The 18,999-nt window shown below is 73.4% G+C and carries 16 protein-coding genes; 11 read left to right on the top strand and 5 right to left on the bottom strand.

From position 1 onward, the window contains the following. Window positions 1–187: 187 nt before the first annotated feature. Both OG624_RS17105 and OG624_RS17100 read right to left on the bottom strand, forming a co-directional pair. Window positions 188–1,408, bottom strand: a complete 1,221-nt coding sequence (locus tag OG624_RS17105) for an acetyl-CoA C-acetyltransferase (protein ID WP_033222707.1) — start codon at window positions 1,406–1,408, stop codon at window positions 188–190. A gap of 199 nt (window positions 1,409–1,607) precedes the next feature. After that, on the bottom strand, window positions 1,608–2,606 hold the full coding sequence (locus tag OG624_RS17100) for an SGNH/GDSL hydrolase family protein (RefSeq protein WP_033222709.1): 999 nt from the start codon (window positions 2,604–2,606) through the stop codon (window positions 1,608–1,610). 128 nt (window positions 2,607–2,734) lie between these two features. Between OG624_RS17100 and OG624_RS17095 the strand changes: the two genes are divergently transcribed. Further along, the gene (locus OG624_RS17095) at window positions 2,735–4,117 is read left to right on the top strand and encodes a cystathionine beta-synthase (RefSeq protein WP_030016498.1); all 1,383 of its coding nucleotides are present in this window, start codon (window positions 2,735–2,737) and stop codon (window positions 4,115–4,117) included. 394 nt (window positions 4,118–4,511) lie between these two features. On the opposite strand, the gene OG624_RS17090 is transcribed toward OG624_RS17095, so the two are convergent. Then, window positions 4,512–4,895, bottom strand: a complete 384-nt coding sequence (locus OG624_RS17090; protein WP_033222711.1) for a hypothetical protein — start codon at window positions 4,893–4,895, stop codon at window positions 4,512–4,514. A 140-nt stretch (window positions 4,896–5,035) separates the two neighbouring features. Here OG624_RS17090 and OG624_RS17085 point away from each other — a divergent pair, with 140 nt between their 5' ends. Continuing rightward, window positions 5,036–5,878 carry a MurR/RpiR family transcriptional regulator gene (locus OG624_RS17085; protein ID WP_371639556.1) on the top strand — a complete coding sequence of 281 codons (843 nt, stop codon included), beginning with the start codon at window positions 5,036–5,038 and terminating at the stop codon, window positions 5,876–5,878. Window positions 5,879–5,893: 15 nt separating this feature from the next. Here the strand turns inward: OG624_RS17085 and OG624_RS17080 are convergent, their stop codons facing one another. Then, complete coding sequence (locus tag OG624_RS17080) at window positions 5,894–7,042, bottom strand: FAD-dependent oxidoreductase (RefSeq protein WP_371639555.1); 1,149 nt, start codon at window positions 7,040–7,042, stop codon at window positions 5,894–5,896. A gap of 105 nt (window positions 7,043–7,147) precedes the next feature. Between OG624_RS17080 and OG624_RS17075 the strand changes: the two genes are divergently transcribed. Beyond that, window positions 7,148–7,705, top strand: a complete 558-nt coding sequence (locus OG624_RS17075; RefSeq protein ID WP_033222717.1) for a TetR/AcrR family transcriptional regulator — start codon at window positions 7,148–7,150, stop codon at window positions 7,703–7,705. A gap of 46 nt (window positions 7,706–7,751) precedes the next feature. Here OG624_RS17075 and OG624_RS17070 read toward each other — a convergent pair whose 3' ends face one another. After that, a complete protein-coding gene (locus tag OG624_RS17070) occupies window positions 7,752–9,122 on the bottom strand; it encodes a diaminopimelate decarboxylase (protein WP_033222726.1) in 1,371 nt (456 codons plus the stop codon). Window positions 9,123–9,225: 103 nt separating this feature from the next. Here OG624_RS17070 and hutU point away from each other — a divergent pair, with 103 nt between their 5' ends. The 8 genes from hutU to OG624_RS17030 all read left to right on the top strand — a co-directional run bounded on the left by hutU (window position 9,226) and on the right by OG624_RS17030 (window position 18,973). After that, window positions 9,226–10,890: a urocanate hydratase gene (hutU, locus tag OG624_RS17065; RefSeq protein WP_033222728.1), complete on the top strand. Its 1,665-nt coding sequence runs from the start codon at window positions 9,226–9,228 to the stop codon at window positions 10,888–10,890. An 11-nt stretch (window positions 10,891–10,901) separates the two neighbouring features. Beyond that, window positions 10,902–12,092, top strand: coding sequence for an allantoate amidohydrolase (locus OG624_RS17060; protein ID WP_033222830.1), 1,191 nt, complete (start codon window positions 10,902–10,904; stop codon window positions 12,090–12,092). After that, complete coding sequence (locus tag OG624_RS17055; RefSeq protein WP_033222730.1) at window positions 12,083–13,423, top strand: formimidoylglutamate deiminase; 1,341 nt, start codon at window positions 12,083–12,085, stop codon at window positions 13,421–13,423. Before OG624_RS17060 ends, OG624_RS17055 begins: the two co-directional genes overlap by 10 nt. Before the next feature lie 146 nt (window positions 13,424–13,569). Then, on the top strand, window positions 13,570–14,748 hold the full coding sequence (gene hutI, locus OG624_RS17050) for an imidazolonepropionase (protein ID WP_033222732.1): 1,179 nt from the start codon (window positions 13,570–13,572) through the stop codon (window positions 14,746–14,748). 113 nt (window positions 14,749–14,861) lie between these two features. Then, window positions 14,862–15,551, top strand: a complete 690-nt coding sequence (locus OG624_RS17045) for an LPXTG cell wall anchor domain-containing protein (RefSeq protein ID WP_033222734.1) — start codon at window positions 14,862–14,864, stop codon at window positions 15,549–15,551. 16 nt (window positions 15,552–15,567) lie between these two features. Further along, window positions 15,568–16,593 (top strand): hypothetical protein, encoded by a 1,026-nt coding sequence (locus OG624_RS17040; protein ID WP_051763461.1) that lies wholly within the window; start codon window positions 15,568–15,570, stop codon window positions 16,591–16,593. Beyond that, window positions 16,590–17,690 carry a neocarzinostatin apoprotein domain-containing protein gene (locus tag OG624_RS17035; RefSeq protein ID WP_033222736.1) on the top strand — a complete coding sequence of 367 codons (1,101 nt, stop codon included), beginning with the start codon at window positions 16,590–16,592 and terminating at the stop codon, window positions 17,688–17,690. The genes OG624_RS17040 and OG624_RS17035 overlap by 4 nt, the downstream gene beginning before the upstream one ends. Window positions 17,691–17,704: 14 nt before the next feature. Beyond that, window positions 17,705–18,973 (top strand): hypothetical protein, encoded by a 1,269-nt coding sequence (locus OG624_RS17030; RefSeq protein ID WP_033222738.1) that lies wholly within the window; start codon window positions 17,705–17,707, stop codon window positions 18,971–18,973. The last annotated feature ends 26 nt before the right edge of the window (window positions 18,974–18,999 follow it).

Genomic DNA, 18,999 nt, shown 5'->3' with positions numbered 1-18,999 from the left:
GATCCTCGCCACCGCTGCGGGTACGGCTCAGCTCAGGCGCTTGCTTCTTCGGTCGCGCTGATCCTCGCCACCGCTGCGGGTACGGCTCAGCTCAGGCGCTCGTTTCTTCGGTCGCGCTGATCCTCGCCACCGCTGCGGGCAGGGGCCGCCACTCGTTCCTCGGGCGACCCCTACCCTCCGCTCCGGCTCAGCTCAGGCGCTCGATGACCATGGCCATGCCCTGGCCGCCGCCCACGCACATGGTCTCGAGACCGAACTGCTTGTCGTGGAACTGCAGGCTGTTGATCAGCGTGCCGGTGATGCGCGCACCGGTCATCCCGAAGGGGTGACCGACGGCGATGGCGCCACCGTTGACGTTCAGCTTCTCCAGCGGGATCTCCAGGTCCCGGTAGGACGGGATGACCTGGGCCGCGAAGGCCTCGTTGATCTCGAAGAGGTCGATGTCGCCGACCGTGAGGCCGGCCCGCTTCAGGGCCTGCTTCGACGCCTCGACCGGGCCCAGGCCCATGATCTCGGGGGAGAGGCCGGTGACACCGGTGGAGACGATCCGGGCCAGCGGGGTCAGGCCCAGCTCGCGGGCCTTGGTGTCGCTCATGATGACCAGCGCCGCGGCGCCGTCGTTGAGCGGGCAGCAGTTGGCGGCCGTGACCAGGCCGTCGGGGCGGAAGACGGGCTTGAGGCCCTGCACGCCCTCCAGGGTCACGCCGGCGCGCGGGCCGTCGTCCCCGGAGACGACCGTGCCGTCCGGGGTGGTGATCGGGGTGATCTCGCGGGCCCAGAAGCCGTTCTTGATGGCCTCTTCCGCCAGGTTCTGCGAGCGGACGCCGAACTCGTCCATGTCCTGACGGGTCACGCCCTTGATACGGGCCAGGTTCTCGGCGGTCTGCCCCATCGCGATGTACGCGTCCGGGACCAGACCGTCCTCGCGCGGGTCGTGCCAGCTGGAACCGGTCGACTCGGCCACGGCCTTCGTACGGGCCTCGGCGTCGCCGAAGAGCGGGTTGTGGGTGTCGGGCCACGAGTCCGAGTTGCCCTTGGCGAACCGCGACACCATCTCGACGCCCGCCGAGATGAAGACGTCGCCCTCGCCCGCCTTGATGGCGTGCAGGGCCATCCGGGAGGTCTGCAGCGACGAGGAGCAGTAGCGGGTGATCGTCGTGCCGGGCAGGAAGTCCATGCCCATCTGCACGGCCACGATGCGCGCCAGGTTGTTGCCCTGCTCGCCGCCCGGCAGACCGCAGCCGAGCATCAGGTCGTCGATCTCGCGCGGGTCCAGCCCGGGGATCTTGGCCAGGGCGGCCTGGATGATCGTCGCGGTCAGGTCGTCCGGCCGCACGTCCTTGAGGGACCCCTTGAAGGCGCGCCCGATCGGGGAGCGGGCGGTGGAAACGATGACGGCTTCGGGCATCGGGACTCCAAGGGTGTGTTGCGGCTCTGTGCGGGACCGCAAGCGAAGTTACCGCCCCGTACGGTCCAGGTCACCGGCCGGGGCGTGTGACACGGGCCGCACTCGCCCGCGACATCCGGCCGCGGGCGCGGGACATGACGACGGTCCGGGCGTCCCGGCGGGCGGTGCGCACCCGCGCGAAGCGCCCGCGAGGCGCCTTCTACGGCACCACGGGCTGGGCCGGGTCCGTGGCCGGCACCCGACGCCGCCGCCGGTGCTTGAGCAGCACCCAGGGGCCGCGGGCGGCCGTGACCTCCGTACCCGCCTGGCCCGCCGCGGCCGACGCGGCCTTCGCCACCGGCAGCATGTCCTCGTCCCGGGACACGTCCAGCCGGTCCGACTCCGGCCACAGGCCCAGCGCCGCGCACAGCGTCGGCAGCACGGCCATGGCGGCGGTCGCGTACCCCTCCGCCGACGGATGGTAGGAGTCCGGGCCGAACATCTCGCGCGGGTTCGCGGCGAACTCCGGACCCAGCAGGTCCCCCATGGAGACCGTACGGGCACCCAGCGCGACCACTCCTATGGTCTGCGCGGCGGCCAGCTGCCGCGAGACCCGGCGCGCCAGCCAGCGCAGCGGCTGGTAGACCGGCTCGATCGTGCCCAGGTCCGGGCAGGTGCCCACGACGACCTCGGCGCCGGCCATGCGCAGCCTGCGCACGGCCGCGGTCAGCAGGCGCACCGACTGGGTCGGCGGCATCCGACGCGTCACGTCGTTCGCACCGATCATGATCACGCAGACGTCCGGGGGCGGCGCGAGGCCGTCCAGCAGCAGGCCGACCTGCCGGTCCAGATCGTCCGACATGGCCCCCGAAAGGGCTACGTTGCGCAGCTCCACCGGCCGCTCGGCCACCGCCGCCAGCCCGGAGGCCATCAGGGCCGCCGGAGTCTGCCGGGCCCGTCGTACGCCCAGTCCCGCGGCCGTGGAATCACCCAGCATGCCCAGCCGCAGCGGGCCCGGGCTCTGCTCCGGCCCGCCGAATTCACTCCCGTACAGCCCGTCGGCGCGCGGTGGCTCGGGCAGCCCGGACCCGACCGCCCGCCTCGCGAACTGCATCTCGGCCACGACCAGCCCGACCGCGGCGGCCCCCACCAGTCCGAGTCCGCCTCCGCCGTACGCCGCCCCCGCCGCGATCCGGCGGGCTGTCCTCGCCCTGGACATCCTTCAGGCCACCTCCTCGGTCCTCATTGATCCCTACCTGCCCCGTACGTACGGTCGGCCAATCCCTTTCCGCATACTCTGGCCGGACCTCCCGGAGAACCCGTGGAGTCCCCTCCTTGGAGAACATGGTGCAATTCCACGACTCGATGATCAGCCTCGTCGGCAACACCCCGCTGGTGAAGCTCAACCGTGTGACCGAAGGCCTGCAGGCCACCGTCCTTGCGAAGGTCGAGTACTTCAATCCCGGTGGATCCGTGAAGGACCGGATCGCCGTACGGATGATCGAGGCCGCCGAGCAGAGCGGAGCCCTCAAGCCCGGCGGCACCATCGTGGAGCCGACCAGCGGCAACACGGGTGTAGGACTCGCCATCGTGGCCCAGCAGAAGGGCTACAAGTGCATCTTCGTCTGCCCTGACAAGGTGTCCATGGACAAGATCAACGTGATGCGCGCGTACGGCGCCGAGGTCGTGGTCTGCCCGACCGCCGTCGACCCCGAGCACCCGGACTCGTACTACAACGTGTCCGACCGCCTCGCGCGCGAGCCCGGCGCCTGGAAGCCCGACCAGTACAGCAACCCGAACAACCCCCGTTCGCACTACGAGACCACCGGCCCCGAGCTGTGGGACCAGACGGACGGGAAGATCACCCACTTCGTCGCGGGCGTCGGCACGGGCGGCACGATCTCCGGTACCGGCAACTACCTCAAGGAGGTCAGCGGCGGGAAGGTCAAGGTCATCGGCGCCGACCCCGAGGGCTCGGTCTACTCCGGCGGCTCCGGCCGTCCGTACCTGGTCGAGGGCGTCGGCGAGGACTTCTGGCCGACCGCCTACGACCCGAACGTCACCGACGAGATCATCGCGGTGTCCGACAAGGACTCCTTCCAGATGACCCGCCGCCTCGCCAAGGAGGAGGGCCTGCTCGTCGGCGGCTCCTGCGGCATGGCCGTCGTGGCCGCGCTCAAGGCCGCCGAGGGCCTCGGCCCGGACGACGTCGTCGTCGTCCTGCTGCCGGACAGCGGCCGCGGCTACCTCAGCAAGATCTTCAGCGACGAGTGGATGGCGGGACACGGCTTCCTGGAGGAGGCCGGCCCCGCCGCGCGCATCGGTGACGTGCTGAACGACAAGGAGGGCGGCATCCCCTCCCTCGTCCACATGCACCCCGAGGAGACCGTCGGCGAGGCCATCGAGGTCCTGCGCGAGTACGGCGTCTCGCAGATGCCGATCGTCAAGCCGGGCGCCGGTCACCCGGACGTGATGGCCGCCGAGGTCATCGGCTCCGTGGTCGAGAAGGAGCTGCTGGCGGCGCTGTTCGCCCAGCGGGCCTCCCTGACCGACCCGCTGGAGAAGCACATGAGCTCCCCGCTGCCGCAGGTCGGCTCCGGCGAGCCGGTGTCCGAACTGATGGCGGTGCTCGGCGAGGCGGACGCGGCGATCGTTCTGGTCGAGGGCAAGCCCACCGGTGTCGTGAGCCGTCAGGACCTGCTGGCCTTCCTGGCCAAGTCCGCGAAGTAACCCGCGGCGCGCCCGGGAGCGGAGCGCGGGCCCCCGGCCCGCCTCCCGCCCCGGGCACCCGGACCGTGGCGCGGCCTTCGCGCAAACGGTACGGGCATGACACGTGACGGCAGCACCCGCTTAACACGGCTCGGGCACAGTGGTGGTTGTCGGCAGGGAAGACCGGGAGACCGGAACCCGGCCGGCACCACGGAACGGCGTGTGCGTACCTCCGGAGCGGCTCCCGGACCGCGCGTACGCCACGGACGCGGACGGCCCTGACCCGGCCGTGTCCTTCGCGGGGACCGCCGTCGTCCCGCCCCTCGGACACCCGAGGGTGCGGCGGTCCCCGTGCGTTCCGTTTTCCGGGCCCGGTTCGCCGTCAGATCCGGCGCGGATTCCCGAGCGGGAGTGGTCAGCCCACGTCGTCCGGCCGAGCGCGCCGCAGGCGGGCGGCGTGGATGAAGTTCACGCCCACGATCCCCGCCCACGCGACGATCAGCCCCGGCAGTCGTGCCTGCGTGGCGGCGATCGCCGACAGCGGGACCGCCAGGACCAGGGTGATGATCGCGAAGCCGAAGCGTTCGCCGAAGTTCCCGTCCCCCGGGGCGGCGGACGGCGTCCGGCCGTCACCGCGCGCCGCGGACAGGCGTTCCTCGGCCAGCCTGCGCCGGACCTGCGTGTCGACCTTCTCGACGAACGAGTCCACGAGCGCGGCCTCGTACTCCGGACCCAGCTCGCGGCGGGCGTCCAGCGTCGCGTCGAATTCCTTCTTCAGCTCTTGGGCGTGCGCGTCCATGCCCCCACCGTAGGAACCCCGGCGGGCCACGGCACTGGGGCTAGCACCCCTATCCGGATCGCGGGCACGGCTTGCCCCGCTGCATAACCGCATGCAGAGTGCTCCGTGACTGAATATCTCACCGGGACGGAGGGGACGGGATGAGTGACAGCCCGGCCGCGCGGCTGCAGAAGCTGTTCGAGGGGCACCGGCTGACGCCGACCCAGCGACGGATCGCGCACTGCATGGTGCGCGGGGCGGCGGAGGTGCCCTTCCTGTCGAGCGTCGAGCTCGCGGAACTGGCCGGGGTGAGCCAGCCCTCGGTGACCCGGTTCGCCGTGGCGCTGGGCTTCGACGGCTATCCGGCGCTGCGCCGCCACCTGCGCGAGGTGGCCCCCGCCGAGCGGCCCGAGGTCGCACGGGAGGACTCGTACAACGAGTACCAGCAGGCCGTTCTCGGCGAGATCGAGAACCTGCGGCAGCTGGCGGCGATGCTCGCCGATCCCGCGCCGGTCCAGGAGGCGGGGCGGCTGCTCGCCGCCTCGACCCCGCTGCTGGTGCTCGGGCTGCGGGCGGCCTCCTCCCAGGCGCGCGGGTTCGCGTACTTCGCGTCGAAGGTTCACCCGGACGTACGCCTCCTCGACGAGGGCGGCTCGATGATGGAGGACCGGATCGACGCGGCGCTCTACGAGGGCGCCACGGCGCTGCTCTGCTTCGCGCTGCCCCGCCACCCCCGGGAGGTCGTGGACACGCTGGAGCGTGTCCGAGGGGCAGGCCTGACCGTGGTCACGGTCGCCGACTCGGCCTTCGCCCCGGTGGCCCGCCACTCGGACCTGCTGATTCCGGCGCAGGTCGGTACCGGGCTGGCCTTCGACACGGCGTGCGCGCCGATGCTGCTGGGGCGGGTGCTGCTGGAGTCGATGGCGGACGCCCTGCCGGACGCGCAGGCCCGGCTGGAGGCCTTCGACACGCGGGCGGCGGCGCGCGGCCTGTTCGTGGAGTGAGCGGCGCAGTGGGCCTCAGCGGTAGGTGAGCTCCGCCAGCTCGGCGGCGAGGCGGTCGCGCAGCGCCGGGACGCGGGCGAGCAGCGGCAGCAGGGCGTTGCGCGCCGCGCGCAGGACCGGGTTGCGGGTGGTCGCGGCCCGGGTCATCCGGTGCGTCAGGGCCACCACGCGCCGGGCGACGGGGCGCCGCCGGGCCTCGTAGCCGTCGAGGTCCCCGGTGGCCAGGGCGCGGCCGAGGGCGTAGCCGTCCTGGATGCCGGTGTTCATGCCCTGACCGCCGGCCGGGCTGTGCACGTGGGCCGCGTCCCCGGCGAGCAGCAGCCGTCCGGCGCGGTACCGGTCGGCGACCCGGTGATGGATCCGGAACCGGGAGGACCAGACGAGTTCGCGGACGGCGGCCTGCCCCGGGACGCGCTCGTCCATCAGGGTCCGGACGAAGGCGAGGTCCGGCTCGGCGGGGGCCTCGGCGACGGCGGCGACGATCCGGTAGTGCCCTCCGGGCAGTGGGGCGACCACGGTGGGCCCGGCGGTACCGAAGGCGAGCGTGACCTCGTGCGGGCCCGGGGCCCAGTCCATGACCACATCGGCGAGGACGAAGGACTCCGCGTACGCGCTGCCCTCGAAGGCGATGCCGGCGGCCTCGCGGACCACGCTGTGCATCCCGTCGGCGCCGACGGCGTGGGCCGCGCGGAGGGTCTCCCCGGTGGCGGTGGTGAGGGTGACCCCGTCCGCGTCCTGGGTGACGGAGGTGACCTCGTAGGGGCGGTGGACGTCGCCGCCCAGAGCGCGCAGGCGCTCCAGGAGCACGGCCTCGGTCTCGTACTGGGGGACCATCAGCGCGTACGGGTGGGCCGTGGGCAGGCCGTCGAAGTCGACGGCGGCGAGCGGGTGGGCGCCGTCACGGATCCGGAAGCGGGTGACGCGGACGCCGCGGCCGACGAGCTCGCCGGAGAGGGCGCCGCTCGGGTCGAGCTCGTCGAGGACCTCCAGCGTGCGGGCGTGCACGACGGCGGCGCGGGAGGTGTTGGCGCCCTCGGCCTGCCGGTCGAGGAGGACGAAGTCGACGCCGGCCTCCGCCAGGGTCACGGCGAGGGCGAGGCCGGTGGGTCCGGCGCCGACGACGGCCACGTCCGTACGGGTCGGGAGTGCGGCGGTGCCGGTCATACGAGCCTCCTCCATCAGGCCAACGCTTGTTGGCCAACAACTGTTGATACGAGAGTGCGCCCCTCTCGCTGGTATGTCAACGTCTGTTGGCCTACGCTTGTTGGCATGACCGCGCGACGCACTTCCGACACGACCAAGACGGCGATCCTGCGGGCGGCCCGGGAGCGCTTCGCCGCTCAGGGCTACGAGCGCACCACCATCCGCGCCGTCGCGGCGGACGCGGAGATCGACCCGTCGATGGTCATGCGCTACTTCGGCAGCAAGGAGCGGCTCTTCGACGCCGCCCTCGCGGTGGACCTGCGCCTGCCCGACCTGGGCGCCGTGCCGGCCGGGGAGCTCCCCGCCGCCCTCGTGCGGCACTTCGTGGAGCGCTGGGAGGGTGATCCGGCCGACGACGCGCTGCTGGTGCTGCTGCGCTCGGCGGTGACGAACGAACAGGCCGCGGCCCGGATGCGGGAGGTGTTCGCGGCGCAGGTCGCTCCGGCGCTGGCGGCCGCCGTCGGCCCGGAGCGGGCCGCGGCGGTGGCGGGCCTGGTCTCCGCGCAGCTGCTGGGCCTGGCCCTGACCCGCTACCTGCTGCGCCTGCCGGGGGTCGTCGCGCTGACCCCGGCCGAGGTCGTGGCGGGCCTCGCCCCGGCCCTGGCGGCCACCCTCACCGGCTGAGTCCGTCGCCCGGCGGGCCGGAGCGGAGGGGCGGAGCCCCGGGTGCTCACAGCAGGGCGTCCCGCAGGTCTCCGCCCGCTTCCGCGACGATCGCCGACACGTCCTGCGCGGGGCGCACCAGGCGGAAGGCGACCTCTCCCGACTCCGTGACCGTGAAGCCGTGAACCGCCGGCCGCGGCAGGCTGTTGTAGCCGTAGTGGGCCGTGAAGAAGTACGCCCCGGTGTCCGGTACGCCGATCAGGTCGCCGGGGGCGAGCAGGGGCAGCTCGCGGGCGGTCGCGAGCAGGTCCCCGGCGAAGCAGGCCGGGCCCGCGATGTCCTGGGCCACCGGGTCGCCGGTCTTCGGGGCGCCCTTCGCGTCGTACGGCAGGATCCGCACCGGCCAGGCCGCCGGGGCGTACGCGGTGCGGGTCGCCACCTGGACCCCGGCGTGGGTGAGCGCGATCGGCCGGGAGCCGCTGGTCTTGGTGTACTCCACGCGGGCCAGCACCAGGCCGTGCTTGGCCAGCAGGGCGCGGCCGAATTCCGTGACCAGGCCGTACGAGCCGTCGAACAGGGCGGGGACCGCCGCGCGCAGGGCCGCCACGTAGTCCGCGAACGTCGGGGTCTCCTCGTCCGAGGCGAAGTTCACCGGCAGGCCGCCGCCGATGTCGAGGGTGTCGACCTGGCGTCGCCCGGCCGCCGCGTTGATCTCCTCGGCGAGCGCGTGGAGTTCCCGTACGCCTTCCGCGATCAGGGCCAGGGGCACGCCCTGGGAGCCCGAGTGGATGTGCAGCCGGGTGAGCCACGGCCGGTCCAGGTAGGCGCGTACGAGCCAGGCGCGCGCGCCCGGGTCGCGCAGGGCGATCCCGAACTTCGAGGTGGTGGTGGCCGTGGACAGGGCGCCGATGGCGCCTGCCCCGGTCTGCGGGTTGATCCGTACGCCGATCGGGGCCGCGGGGGGCGTGGCCGCCCGGCCGACGAGCCCGTCGAGGCGGGCCAGCTCCTGGGGGTTGTCGGCGTTGACGGCGATGCCCAGGGCCAAGGCCTCGCGCAGCTCGGCCGGGGTCTTGGCGGGGGAGTCCAGGACGGTCCGCTCCGCGGGCACGCCGGCCGCCCGGGCCAGCGCCAGCTCCCCGGGGCTCGCCACCTCGCAGCCGAGCCCGGCGTCGGCGAGCAGCCGCAGGACCGGGACGAGCGGGGCGGCCTTGACCGCGAAGGCGTGCAGGACGGGGGTGCCGGGCGCCAAGGCGGCCGCGAAGGCGCCGGTCAGCGCGGCGGCGGAGGCCCGGATCCCGGCGACGTCCAGCAGGCAGACCAGGGGCTCCGCCTCCTCGCCCCCGCCCACGAGACCCTGCTCGACGGCGGCCCGTACGGCCGGATCCCGGCGCCCTGCGGCGCTCGCGGCGACACCCTCGACCTCGCTGTTCGCAGCCATTGAGCCATCCCATCACCCGACGGGGCCGAACGCAGCTGTTGACTGAATCTATTCAGGGCGGGAGGATGTGAATAGATTGACCAACATCGGAGGAGGCACCGCCATGTCAGGACCCCGCCCCGTACGTGCCGCGCGAGGCACCGAGCTCAGCACCCTGGGATGGCAGCAGGAGGCCGCCCTGCGGATGCTGCAGAACAACCTCGACCCCGAGGTCGCCGAGCACCCCGACAAGCTCGTCGTCTACGGCGGCACCGGCAAGGCCGCCCGCGACTGGCGCTCGTACGACGCGATGGTCCGCACCCTGCAGACCCTCAAGCAGGACGAGACGATGCTGGTCCAGTCCGGCCGCCCGGTCGGCGTGATGCAGACCCACGAGTGGGCGCCGCGCGTCCTGCTCGCCAACTCCAACCTCGTCGGCGACTGGGCCAACTGGGAGGAGTTCCGCCGCCTGGAGCACCTGGGCCTGACCATGTACGGCCAGATGACCGCCGGGTCCTGGATCTACATCGGCACCCAGGGCATCCTCCAGGGCACCTACGAGACCTTCGCCGCCGTCGCCGCCAAGAAGTTCGGCGGCACCCTCGCGGGCACCATCACCCTCACCGCCGGCCTCGGCGGCATGGGCGGCGCCCAGCCGCTGGCCGTGACGATGAACGACGGCGTCGCGATCTGTATCGACGTCGACCCGCGCGCCATCGACCGCCGCATCGAGCACCGCTACCTGGACGTCAAGGCCGACAACCTCCGCCACGCCCTCCAGCTGGCCGTCGAGGCCCGCGACGCCCGCAAGCCGCTCTCCATCGGCCTCCTCGGCAACGCCGCCGAGCTGCTCCCGCAGATGCTCGCCGAGGGCGCCCCGATCGACATCGTGACCGACCAGACCTCGGCCCACGACCCGCTCGCGTACCTGCCCGTCGGCGTCGACTTCGACGACATGGCCTCCTACGCGGCCAAGGACCCGGCCGGCTTCACCACCCGCGCCCGCGAGTCCATGGCCAAGCACGTCGAGGCCATGGTCGGCTTCATGGACGCCGGCGCCGAGGTCTTCGACTACGGCAACTCCATCCGCGGCGAGGCCCAGCTGGCCGGCTACGACCGGGCCTTCGCCTTCCCCGGCTTCGTCCCGGCCTACATCCGCCCGCTGTTCTGCGAGGGCAAGGGCCCCTTCCGCTGGGCCGCCCTGTCCGGCGAGGCCTCGGACATCCACAAGACCGACAAGGCCATGCTGGAGCTCTTCCCGGAGAACGAGTCCCTGCACCGCTGGATCAAGATGGCCGGCGAGCGCGTCCACTTCCAGGGCCTGCCCGCGCGCATCTGCTGGCTCGGCTACGGCGAGCGCGACAAGGCCGGCGAGCGCTTCAACGAGATGGTGGCCGACGGCACCCTCGCCGCGCCCCTGGTGATCGGCCGCGACCACCTCGACTGCGGCTCGGTGGCCTCCCCGTACCGCGAGACCGAGGCCATGCTCGACGGCTCCGACGCGATCGCCGACTGGCCGCTGCTCAACGCCATGGTCAACGTGGCCTCCGGCGCCTCCTGGGTCTCCATCCACCACGGCGGCGGCGTCGGCATGGGCCGCTCCATCCACGCGGGCCAGGTCACCGTCGCCGACGGCACCCCGCTCGCCGGTGAGAAGATCCGCCGCGTGCTCACCAACGACCCGGGCATGGGCGTCATCCGCCACGTCGACGCCGGCTACGACATCGCCGAGTCGGTCGCCGACGAGCGCGGCGTCCGCGTCCCCATGCGTGAGGGCGACGACGCGTGACCTTCCACGAGATGTGGTCGGAGCTCGCGCCCATCGGCCGCGACGCCGGCACCGGCGGATACCGCCGGTACGCCTGGAGCGGGGCCGACGCCGACTGCCGGACCTGGTTCCAGGAGCAGGCCGAGGCGCGCGGGCTGACGTACGAGACCGACCGCAACGGCAACCAGTGGGCCTGGCTCGGCGACCCCCTCGCGGGGGACGCCGTGGTCACCGGCTCGCACCTGGACTCCGTCCCCGACGGCGGTGCCTTCGACGGCCCCCTCGGGGTGGTCTCCTCCTTCGCGGCCCTGGACGAACTCCGAAGGAGGGGCGCGGAGTTCTCCAGGCCCCTGGCCATCACCAACTTCGGTGACGAGGAAGGCGCCCGCTTCGGGCTCGCCTGCGTCGGCTCGCGGCTCGCCGCCGGACAGCTGACCAAGGAGAAGGCGTACGAGCTGCGCGACGCCGAGGGAATCTCCCTGCCCCAGGCCATGGAGGCCGCCGGCTACGACCCCGAGGCCATCGGGGCCGACCCCGAACGTCTGGGCCGCATCGGCGCCTTCGTCGAACTCCACGTGGAACAGGGCCGGGCCCTGGACCTGTCCGGGGACCGGGTCGGCATCGCCTCCGCGATCTGGCCGCACGGCCGCTGGCGGTTCGACTTCCGCGGCGAGGCCAACCACGCCGGCACCACCCGGCTGGTCGACCGCCGCGACCCGATGCTCACCTACGCGTCGACCGTGCTGGCCGCCCGCGCGGAGGCGGCCCTCGCCGGGGCCGTCGCCACCTTCGGGAAGATCGCGGTCGAACCCAACGGGGTCAACGCCATCCCCTCGCTGGTGCGCGGCTGGCTCGACTCCCGGGCCGCCGACCAGGCCACCCTCGACACGGTCGTCACGGCCATCGAGAAGGCCGCCCGCGAGCGCGCCGACCAGGACGGCATCGACCTCGACATCGTCCGGGAGTCCTTCACCCCGGTCGTCGAGTTCGAGCACGCCCTGCGCGACGAGATGAACCGGATCCTGGGCGGTTCGGTCCCCGTGCTCGGCACCGGGGCGGGACACGACGCCGGGATCCTCTCGGCGGCCGTCCCGACCGCCATGCTGTTCGTACGGAACCCGACCGGCGTCTCCCACTCCCCGCGGGAGTTCGCCGCCGAGGACGACTGCGTGGCAGGCGTCCTCGCCCTCGCCGACGTACTGGAAGGCCTGGCATGTCGTTGACGACGTACTGGCTGGAGCACGCCTGGCTCGGCACCCATGTCGAGCCGGGCGTCGCCCTGGAGGTCACCGAAGACGGGCGGATCGGCGCCCTGCGCACCGGGGTCGAGACCCCGCCGCCGGGCGCCGAGGTGCTGCGCGGCCTGACGATCCCCGGGCTGGCCAACGCGCACAGCCACGCCTTCCACCGGGCCCTGCGCGGCACCGTCCAGGTCGGCTCGGGCACCTTCTGGACCTGGCGCGACCTGATGTACAAGGTCGCCCAGAACCTCACCCCCGACAGCTACTTCGCGCTCGCCCGCGCGGTCTACGCGGAGATGGCGCTGGCCGGCATCACCAACGTCGGCGAGTTCCACTACGTCCACCACGCGCCCGGCGGCACCGCCTACGCCGACCCGAACGCGATGGGCGAGGCCCTGATCGAGGCCGCCGCCGCGGCCGGAATCCGGATCACCCTCCTGGACACCGCGTACCTGTCCTCGGGCTTCGGCGAAGCCCCCAACAGCCACCAGCTGCGCTTCTCCGACGGCACCGCCGAGGCCTGGGCCGAGCGCGCGAGCGCGCTGAAGCCCCGCGAGCACGCCCTGATCGGCGCCGCGATCCACTCGGTGCGCGCCGTACCGGCCGCCGAACTGGCCACCGTGGCCGGCTGGGCCGAGGAGCGCGGGGCGCCCCTGCACGTCCACCTCTCGGAGCAGACCGCCGAGAACGACGCCTGCCAGGCCGCCCACGGACGCACCCCGACCCAGCTGCTGGCCGACCACGGTGTGCTCGGCCCGCGCACCACCGGCGTCCACAACACGCACCTCACCGATGTGGACATCGCCCTCCTCGGCGGGACCGGCACGGGCACCTGCATGTGCCCCACCACCGAACGCGACCTCGCGGACGGCATCGGCCCGGCGACCCGGCTCCAGCACGCGGGCAGCCCGCTGTCCCTGGGCAGCGACAGCCACGCCGTGATCGACCTGCTCGAAGAGGCCCGCGCGATGGAGCTGAACGAGCGCCTGCGCAGCCGCACCCGGGGCCACTGGACGGCGAACGCCCTGCTCACCGCCGCCACCGAGGACGGCCACGCCGCCCTCGGACTCCCGGACGCGGGGCGCCTGGAGGCGGGCGCGCTCGCGGACTTCACCACGATCGCGCTGGACTCGGTCCGTACGGCGGGTCCGCCGGCGCGGCTCGGCGCCGAGACGGCGGTGTTCGCCGCCACCGCCTCGGACGTCCGCCACACGGTGGTCGGCGGCCGCCACGTGGTCCGCGACGGCCACCACACCCTGGTCGGGGACGTCCCGTCCGCCCTCGCCGAATCGATCGCAGCCCTGCGCGGCTGACCGTCGCGGGGCTCCGCCCCGGACCCCGCGCCTCGAACGCCGGCGAGGCTGGATTTTCAGCCCGTCCGGCGTTTGAGGACCGGGTCCGGGCAGAGCCCGGGAAACGGCGAAAGGGCGGGGCGGGGAGAGCAACCTTGAGAGGAACCATGACCACCACCTGCATCACCAACATCGGCAGCCTCGTCACCAACGACCCCGCCGCAGGCGACGGTTCACCGCTCGGACTGATCGAGAACGCCGCCGTCGTCATCGAAGGCGACAAGGTCGCCTGGGTCGGTCCCGCCGCCAAGGCGCCCGACACCGACGAGGTCGTCGACGCGCAGGGTCGGGCCGTCATCCCCGGCTTCGTCGACTCCCACTCGCACCTCGTCTTCGCCGGCGACCGCACCCAGGAGTTCAACGCCCGGATGTCGGGCCGCGCCTACTCCGCCGGCGGCATCCGCACCACCGTCGCCGCCACCCGCGCCGCCACCGACGCCGAGCTGGAGGCGAACCTCGTCCGCCACCTCGACGAGGCCCGCCGCCAGGGCACCACCACCTTCGAGACCAAGTCCGGCTACGGCCTCACCGTCGCCGACGAGGCCCGCGCCCTGCGCATCGCCGCCGCGCACACCGAGGAGGTCACCTACCTCGGCGCGCACATCGTCTCCCCGGACTTCGCCGAGGACCCGGCCGGCTACGTCGACCTCGTCACCGGCGAGATGCTGGCGGCCTGCGCCCCGTACGCCCGCTGGGTGGACGTCTTCTGCGAGAAGGGCGCCTTCGACGGCGACCAGGCCCGCGCCATCCTCACCGCCGGCGCCGCCGCCGGGCTGATCCCGCGCGTGCACGCCAACCAGCTCTCCTACGGGCCCGGCGTCCAGCTCGCCGTCGAGCTCGAAGCGGCCTCCGCCGACCACTGCACCCACCTCACCGACGCCGATGTCGACGCCCTCGCCCAGGCCGCCGACACCACCGTCGCCACCCTGCTGCCCGGCGCCGAGTTCTCCACGCGCGCCCAGTGGCCCGACGCCCGGCGCCTGATCGACGCGGGCGCCACCGTCGCCCTGTCCACGGACTGCAACCCCGGCTCCTCCTACACGAGTTCGATGCCCTTCTGCATCGCGCTCGCGGTCCGCGACATGCGGATGACCCCCGACGAGGCCCTCTGGTCGGCCACCGCCGGTGGCGCCCGCGCCCTGCGCCGCGACGACATCGGCCTCCTCGCCCCGGGAGCCCGCGCGGACCTGGCCCTGCTGGACGCCCCGAGCCATGTCCACCTCGCCTACCGACCGGGCGTACCGCTGGTCTCCGGTGTCTGGCAGCGGGGGCGCCGCGCCTACTGACGAACAGTCGATCCCGGGTTGTCCTTTGTCTTCCCTCCGTAAGGGCCCGGGCGTACCTTGAGCCACCGATCTGATGTGTCGTCAGTTTTCTGTGGCCCGAGGGGAAGACGAAGGTGTCCGACCGCAAACGCTCCACCGCGCTCGCGCTGGCCTCCGCGCTGGCCGGATCGGCGGTGCTGTTCACCGCCCCCGCGGCCCATGCCGCCGTCGTCGACGTCGCCTACGACTGCAAGACCCCGATCGGGGACAAGTCGGCGGTGTCGCCCATCGACATCAAGTCCGTCAAGGAGGGGGACGGGTACAAGCTGACGATGTCCTTCCAGAAGGGCGTCTCGTCCAGCCCCATCGAGCTCGGCAAGGGCGCCATGAGCCCCAGCGCCGTCATCGTCGTCGGCGGCGCCGAGAAGGTGTCCGTACCGGTCTCGGGACCGTCCAACCCCGAGGCCGTGCCCCCGGACACCCCCATCAAGATCACCGACCTCTCGGGCACCTACACACCCAAGAAGAGCGGCAAGGTCACCTTCACCGCCGGCGTGCTCACCATCAAGGCGATGGGCACCACGACCACCTGCACCCCCGGCAACAACCCGGGACCGTCGCTCGAACTGGACGTCACGGCGCCCGGCGGCGGGGGCGGTGGCGGGGGCACGCAGCCCGGCACCGACACCACCGGCGACACCCTCCCGCAGACCGGGCCCACCGACTCCGCCCTGGCCCTCGGCACCCTCGGCGGCACGGTGCTGCTCGCTGGCGCGGCCGGCGTGCTCTGGCTGACCCGGCGCGGGCAGCGGGCCCGGTCCTGAACGGAGCACCTCGGTCATGCCCGTGCTCCACTGCCTCAGGCGCGCCGTCGTCGTCCTCCTGCTCGCCGCCGCCACGCTGTACGCGGCCCCCGCGCGCCCGGCGGCCGCCGACGAGCCGGGCTGGACCGCCGAGCCCGCCACCGGCGCGGCGGCGACCGCCGTCCGCCCGTACTTCTACCTGGCAGGCGCCCCCGGCACCGTGCTGGAGGACCGCCTCGCCCTGGCCAACACCACCGACCGGGAGCGCACCATCACCCTGCGCGGGGCCGACGCCTACAACACGGCCGACGGCGCCTTCGCGGTCCGCCCGGCGACGCCCGGCGCCGGGGCAGCAGCGGCCGCCGGGGCCGCCGGGGCCGGTTCCTGGATCAGCTTCGGGACCGCCACCACCGTGAAGGTCCCGCCCCGTACCCGGGCCGTGGTCCCCTTCACCCTCACCGTGCCGCCCGCGTCCCCGCCCGGCGACCACCCCGCCGCCGTGATCGCCACCGAGGGCGGCCACGAGGTCGGCGTGCGGGTCCACCTGCGGGTCGGCGGCCCCACACTGGCCGCCCTCACGGTCGAGGACGTCGCCGTACGGGGCCGGGGCGCGGCCGCCGTCATCGCCTACACCCTCGTCAACCGCGGCAACGTGGCCCTCACCCCCGAACTCCGGATCCGCGCCGAGGCCCTGGTCGGCGAGCCGGCCGACCCGCCCCGCGGCCGCGCCCCGCCGGTCGAGCTGCTGCCCGGTCAGCGGGTGGAGCTCACCGAGCCCTGGCCCGGCGCCCCGGCCTTCGACCGGGTCCGGGTCACCCTCACCGTGACCGCCCCCGGCGGCGCCCGCGCGGTGGCCACCGGAACGCGCTGGCTCGTCCCCTGGGGCCTGGCCGGCTGGACCGGGGGCGGCCTGCTCGGCCTCGGCGCGACGACCGCCGCCGCGCTGTACCTCGTACGCGGCCGGCGACCCGAACCGGGCCCGGCCCCGGCGCCGGGCGGGCCGTCCGCGGCCGGGCCGACACCCCCTGCACCGCACCACGAACTGACGGGAGCCGCCAGGTGAGAAGAGTCGGAGCCCTGCTGGCCGCGGGGCTGGCGGTGTGCGCCCTCGCCCTGTTCCCCGCGAACCCGGCCGCGGCCGCCGAGGGCAAGCCGGCCGTGGCGCTCTCGCTCCAGGAGGCCGCCAAGGGCACCGGGATCACCGTCACCGGCACCGGCTGGCCGGCGAAGACGCTGGTGATGCTGCTGGTCTGCGGTCAGAACATGATCGGCGGCACCAACAGCTGCGCCAACGCCGACGGTGCCGCCGTCTCGGTCGGCGCCGACGGGAGCTTCACCGCGCAGCTGCCCGTGGTGGCACCGCCCAAGCCCTGCCCCTGCATCGTCAACGTCACCTCCGTCAACGGCGACCAGTCCACCGTCGCGACCCCCTTGAAGATCACCGACCACCCGGTCGCCGAGCTGCCCGCCGAGTCCGGCACGGCCCGCCTCGCGATGCTCACCGGGGTCCGGCTGGAGGGCGAGGACGGGGTGCTGACCTGGTTCGGTGCCCCGCCCACCCGGAAGTTCAAGGTCACGGTCGGCAATCTCGGCCCGGTCCCGGTCAAGGACCCGGTCTTCCAGCTCGGCACCGCGCACGGGGTGTTCGCCCCGCTGTGGGAGGAGGCCCGCTGGAAGGGCACCGTCCCGCCCGGCGGGAAGGCGGAGATCGCGCTCGACGTGAGTCTGGCCGCCGGCGCCCACGGGGACTACACGATCTCCCTCAAGTACGGCGAGACCGTGGTGGCCACACAGCCCTGGGGCGTGGACCGCCCGTACGGGGTGCTGCTCTTCTGGGGTTTGCTCCTGCTGGTGATCCCGGCCGCGGTCTTCCGTATCGGCATGGCGGTCGTCGACCGGGTCCGGCCGGGCGCCGCGCCCGCCGCCGGCCGGCACCGGGGCGTACGGCTCCCCGACGCGGCCTCCGCGGTGACGGCCCGGCTGCCGCGGTTCGGGTCCCCACGGCCGCCCGAACGGGCCCCGGGCTCCGACGACCCGGAGCCGTCCCCCCAGACCACCACGGCGGTCCTGCCGTGGTTCACCCCGGACAGCGCGCCGGGCACAGCACCACAGGCGTCCGCACCGTCTGAGAACCGTTCGACGACGAAGGGACATTCGTGAATACCCAACGGAGGGTGAGCGCGGCCGTGATCGCGCTGCTGCTCGGCGGTGCCGGTATCGCCATCGGAGCCACTCCCGCCCAGGCCGCGGAGACCAAGTTCAACGTCAAGTGCGTTCCCCCGGCCGGGGGCGGCGCTCCGGTGGAGGGGGAGACGACCGCCAAGGTCACCGCCCCCGCCTCGGCGAAGGTCGGCGACGAGGTCGACGTGTCCTGGGAGACGGTGAAGCCGGCCTCGAACAACACGGACCTGATGGACATCCCGCAGGACGCGGTCCAGCCCACCGGCTGGATCACGGTCGGCGGCGGGGGCGGTGAGCTGAAGGTCGTCGGGGAGAAGAAGAACCCGCCGATCCCGAAGAAGGCGCCCATGCAGATGTCCGTGATGAAGGGCAAGCTGAAGCTCACCAAGGCCGGGAAGATCACGCTGACCCCCGGCAAGTACGACGTGGCCGTCACCTTCTCCTTCGGCACGTTCGTCACCAAGTGCGCGCCGACCGGCGCCGTGGGGGTCGGGGCCACCATCGACGTGGCGGCCGGCTCCAGCGGGGGTACGACCACCGGTGGCACGACGACCGGTGGCACCACCACGGGCGGCACCACCACGGGCGGTTCCACGACCACGGGAGGCTCCACCGGCGGCGGAGGCGGCCAGACCGACTTCCCGGGCAAGGCGGTCGAGGTGGCCTTCGACTGCGGGCCGGTCGTTCCGGGGGGCATCAAGACCCCGGTCACGATCAACGCCAAGAAGAACGGCGGCAGCTACGACCTGACGGTCAAGACCGCCAAGGGAGCGATGGCGGCGCCCATGGCCCTGCCCGCGGGAGCGCTCAAGCCCTCCATGGACGTGAAGCTCGGCGGGGCGGACAGCGGCACGGTCAAGGTCTCCGGCCCGGCCAACGCGGAGCCGATCCCGGACAAGGCCCCGGTCAGCCTCAGCGACATGACCGGTACCTACAAGCCCGGGAAGAGCGGCAAGGTGACGCTGAGCCCGGACCAGCTGACGATCGACGTCACGATGGCTCCCGGCTCCACCCCGATCAACGTCCCCTGCAAGGCCGCGAGCAGCGGGGTGTCGCTGGAACTGGACACCGCCGCCCAGCCGGGCGGCTCCGGTTCCTCGACGTCCTCCTCCGGCAGCACCACCTCGGGCGGTCTCGCCGAGACCGGCGCGGAGGACGAGGGCGGCATCAAGGCCCTCGCCCTGGTCGCCGGCACGGTGATCCTGCTCGGCGGGGCGGTGTTCACCTTCACCCCGTGGCGCCGCCTGCGCGGCACCCGCTGACACGAGAACGGCCCGGCACACCTTCC

The sequence above is a fragment of the Streptomyces virginiae genome, assembly GCF_041432505.1.
Classification (GTDB): domain Bacteria; phylum Actinomycetota; class Actinomycetes; order Streptomycetales; family Streptomycetaceae; genus Streptomyces; species Streptomyces virginiae_A.
The sequence above is the reverse complement of the archived record's forward strand: the minus strand, read 5'-3'. Positions and strand labels throughout refer to the sequence as shown.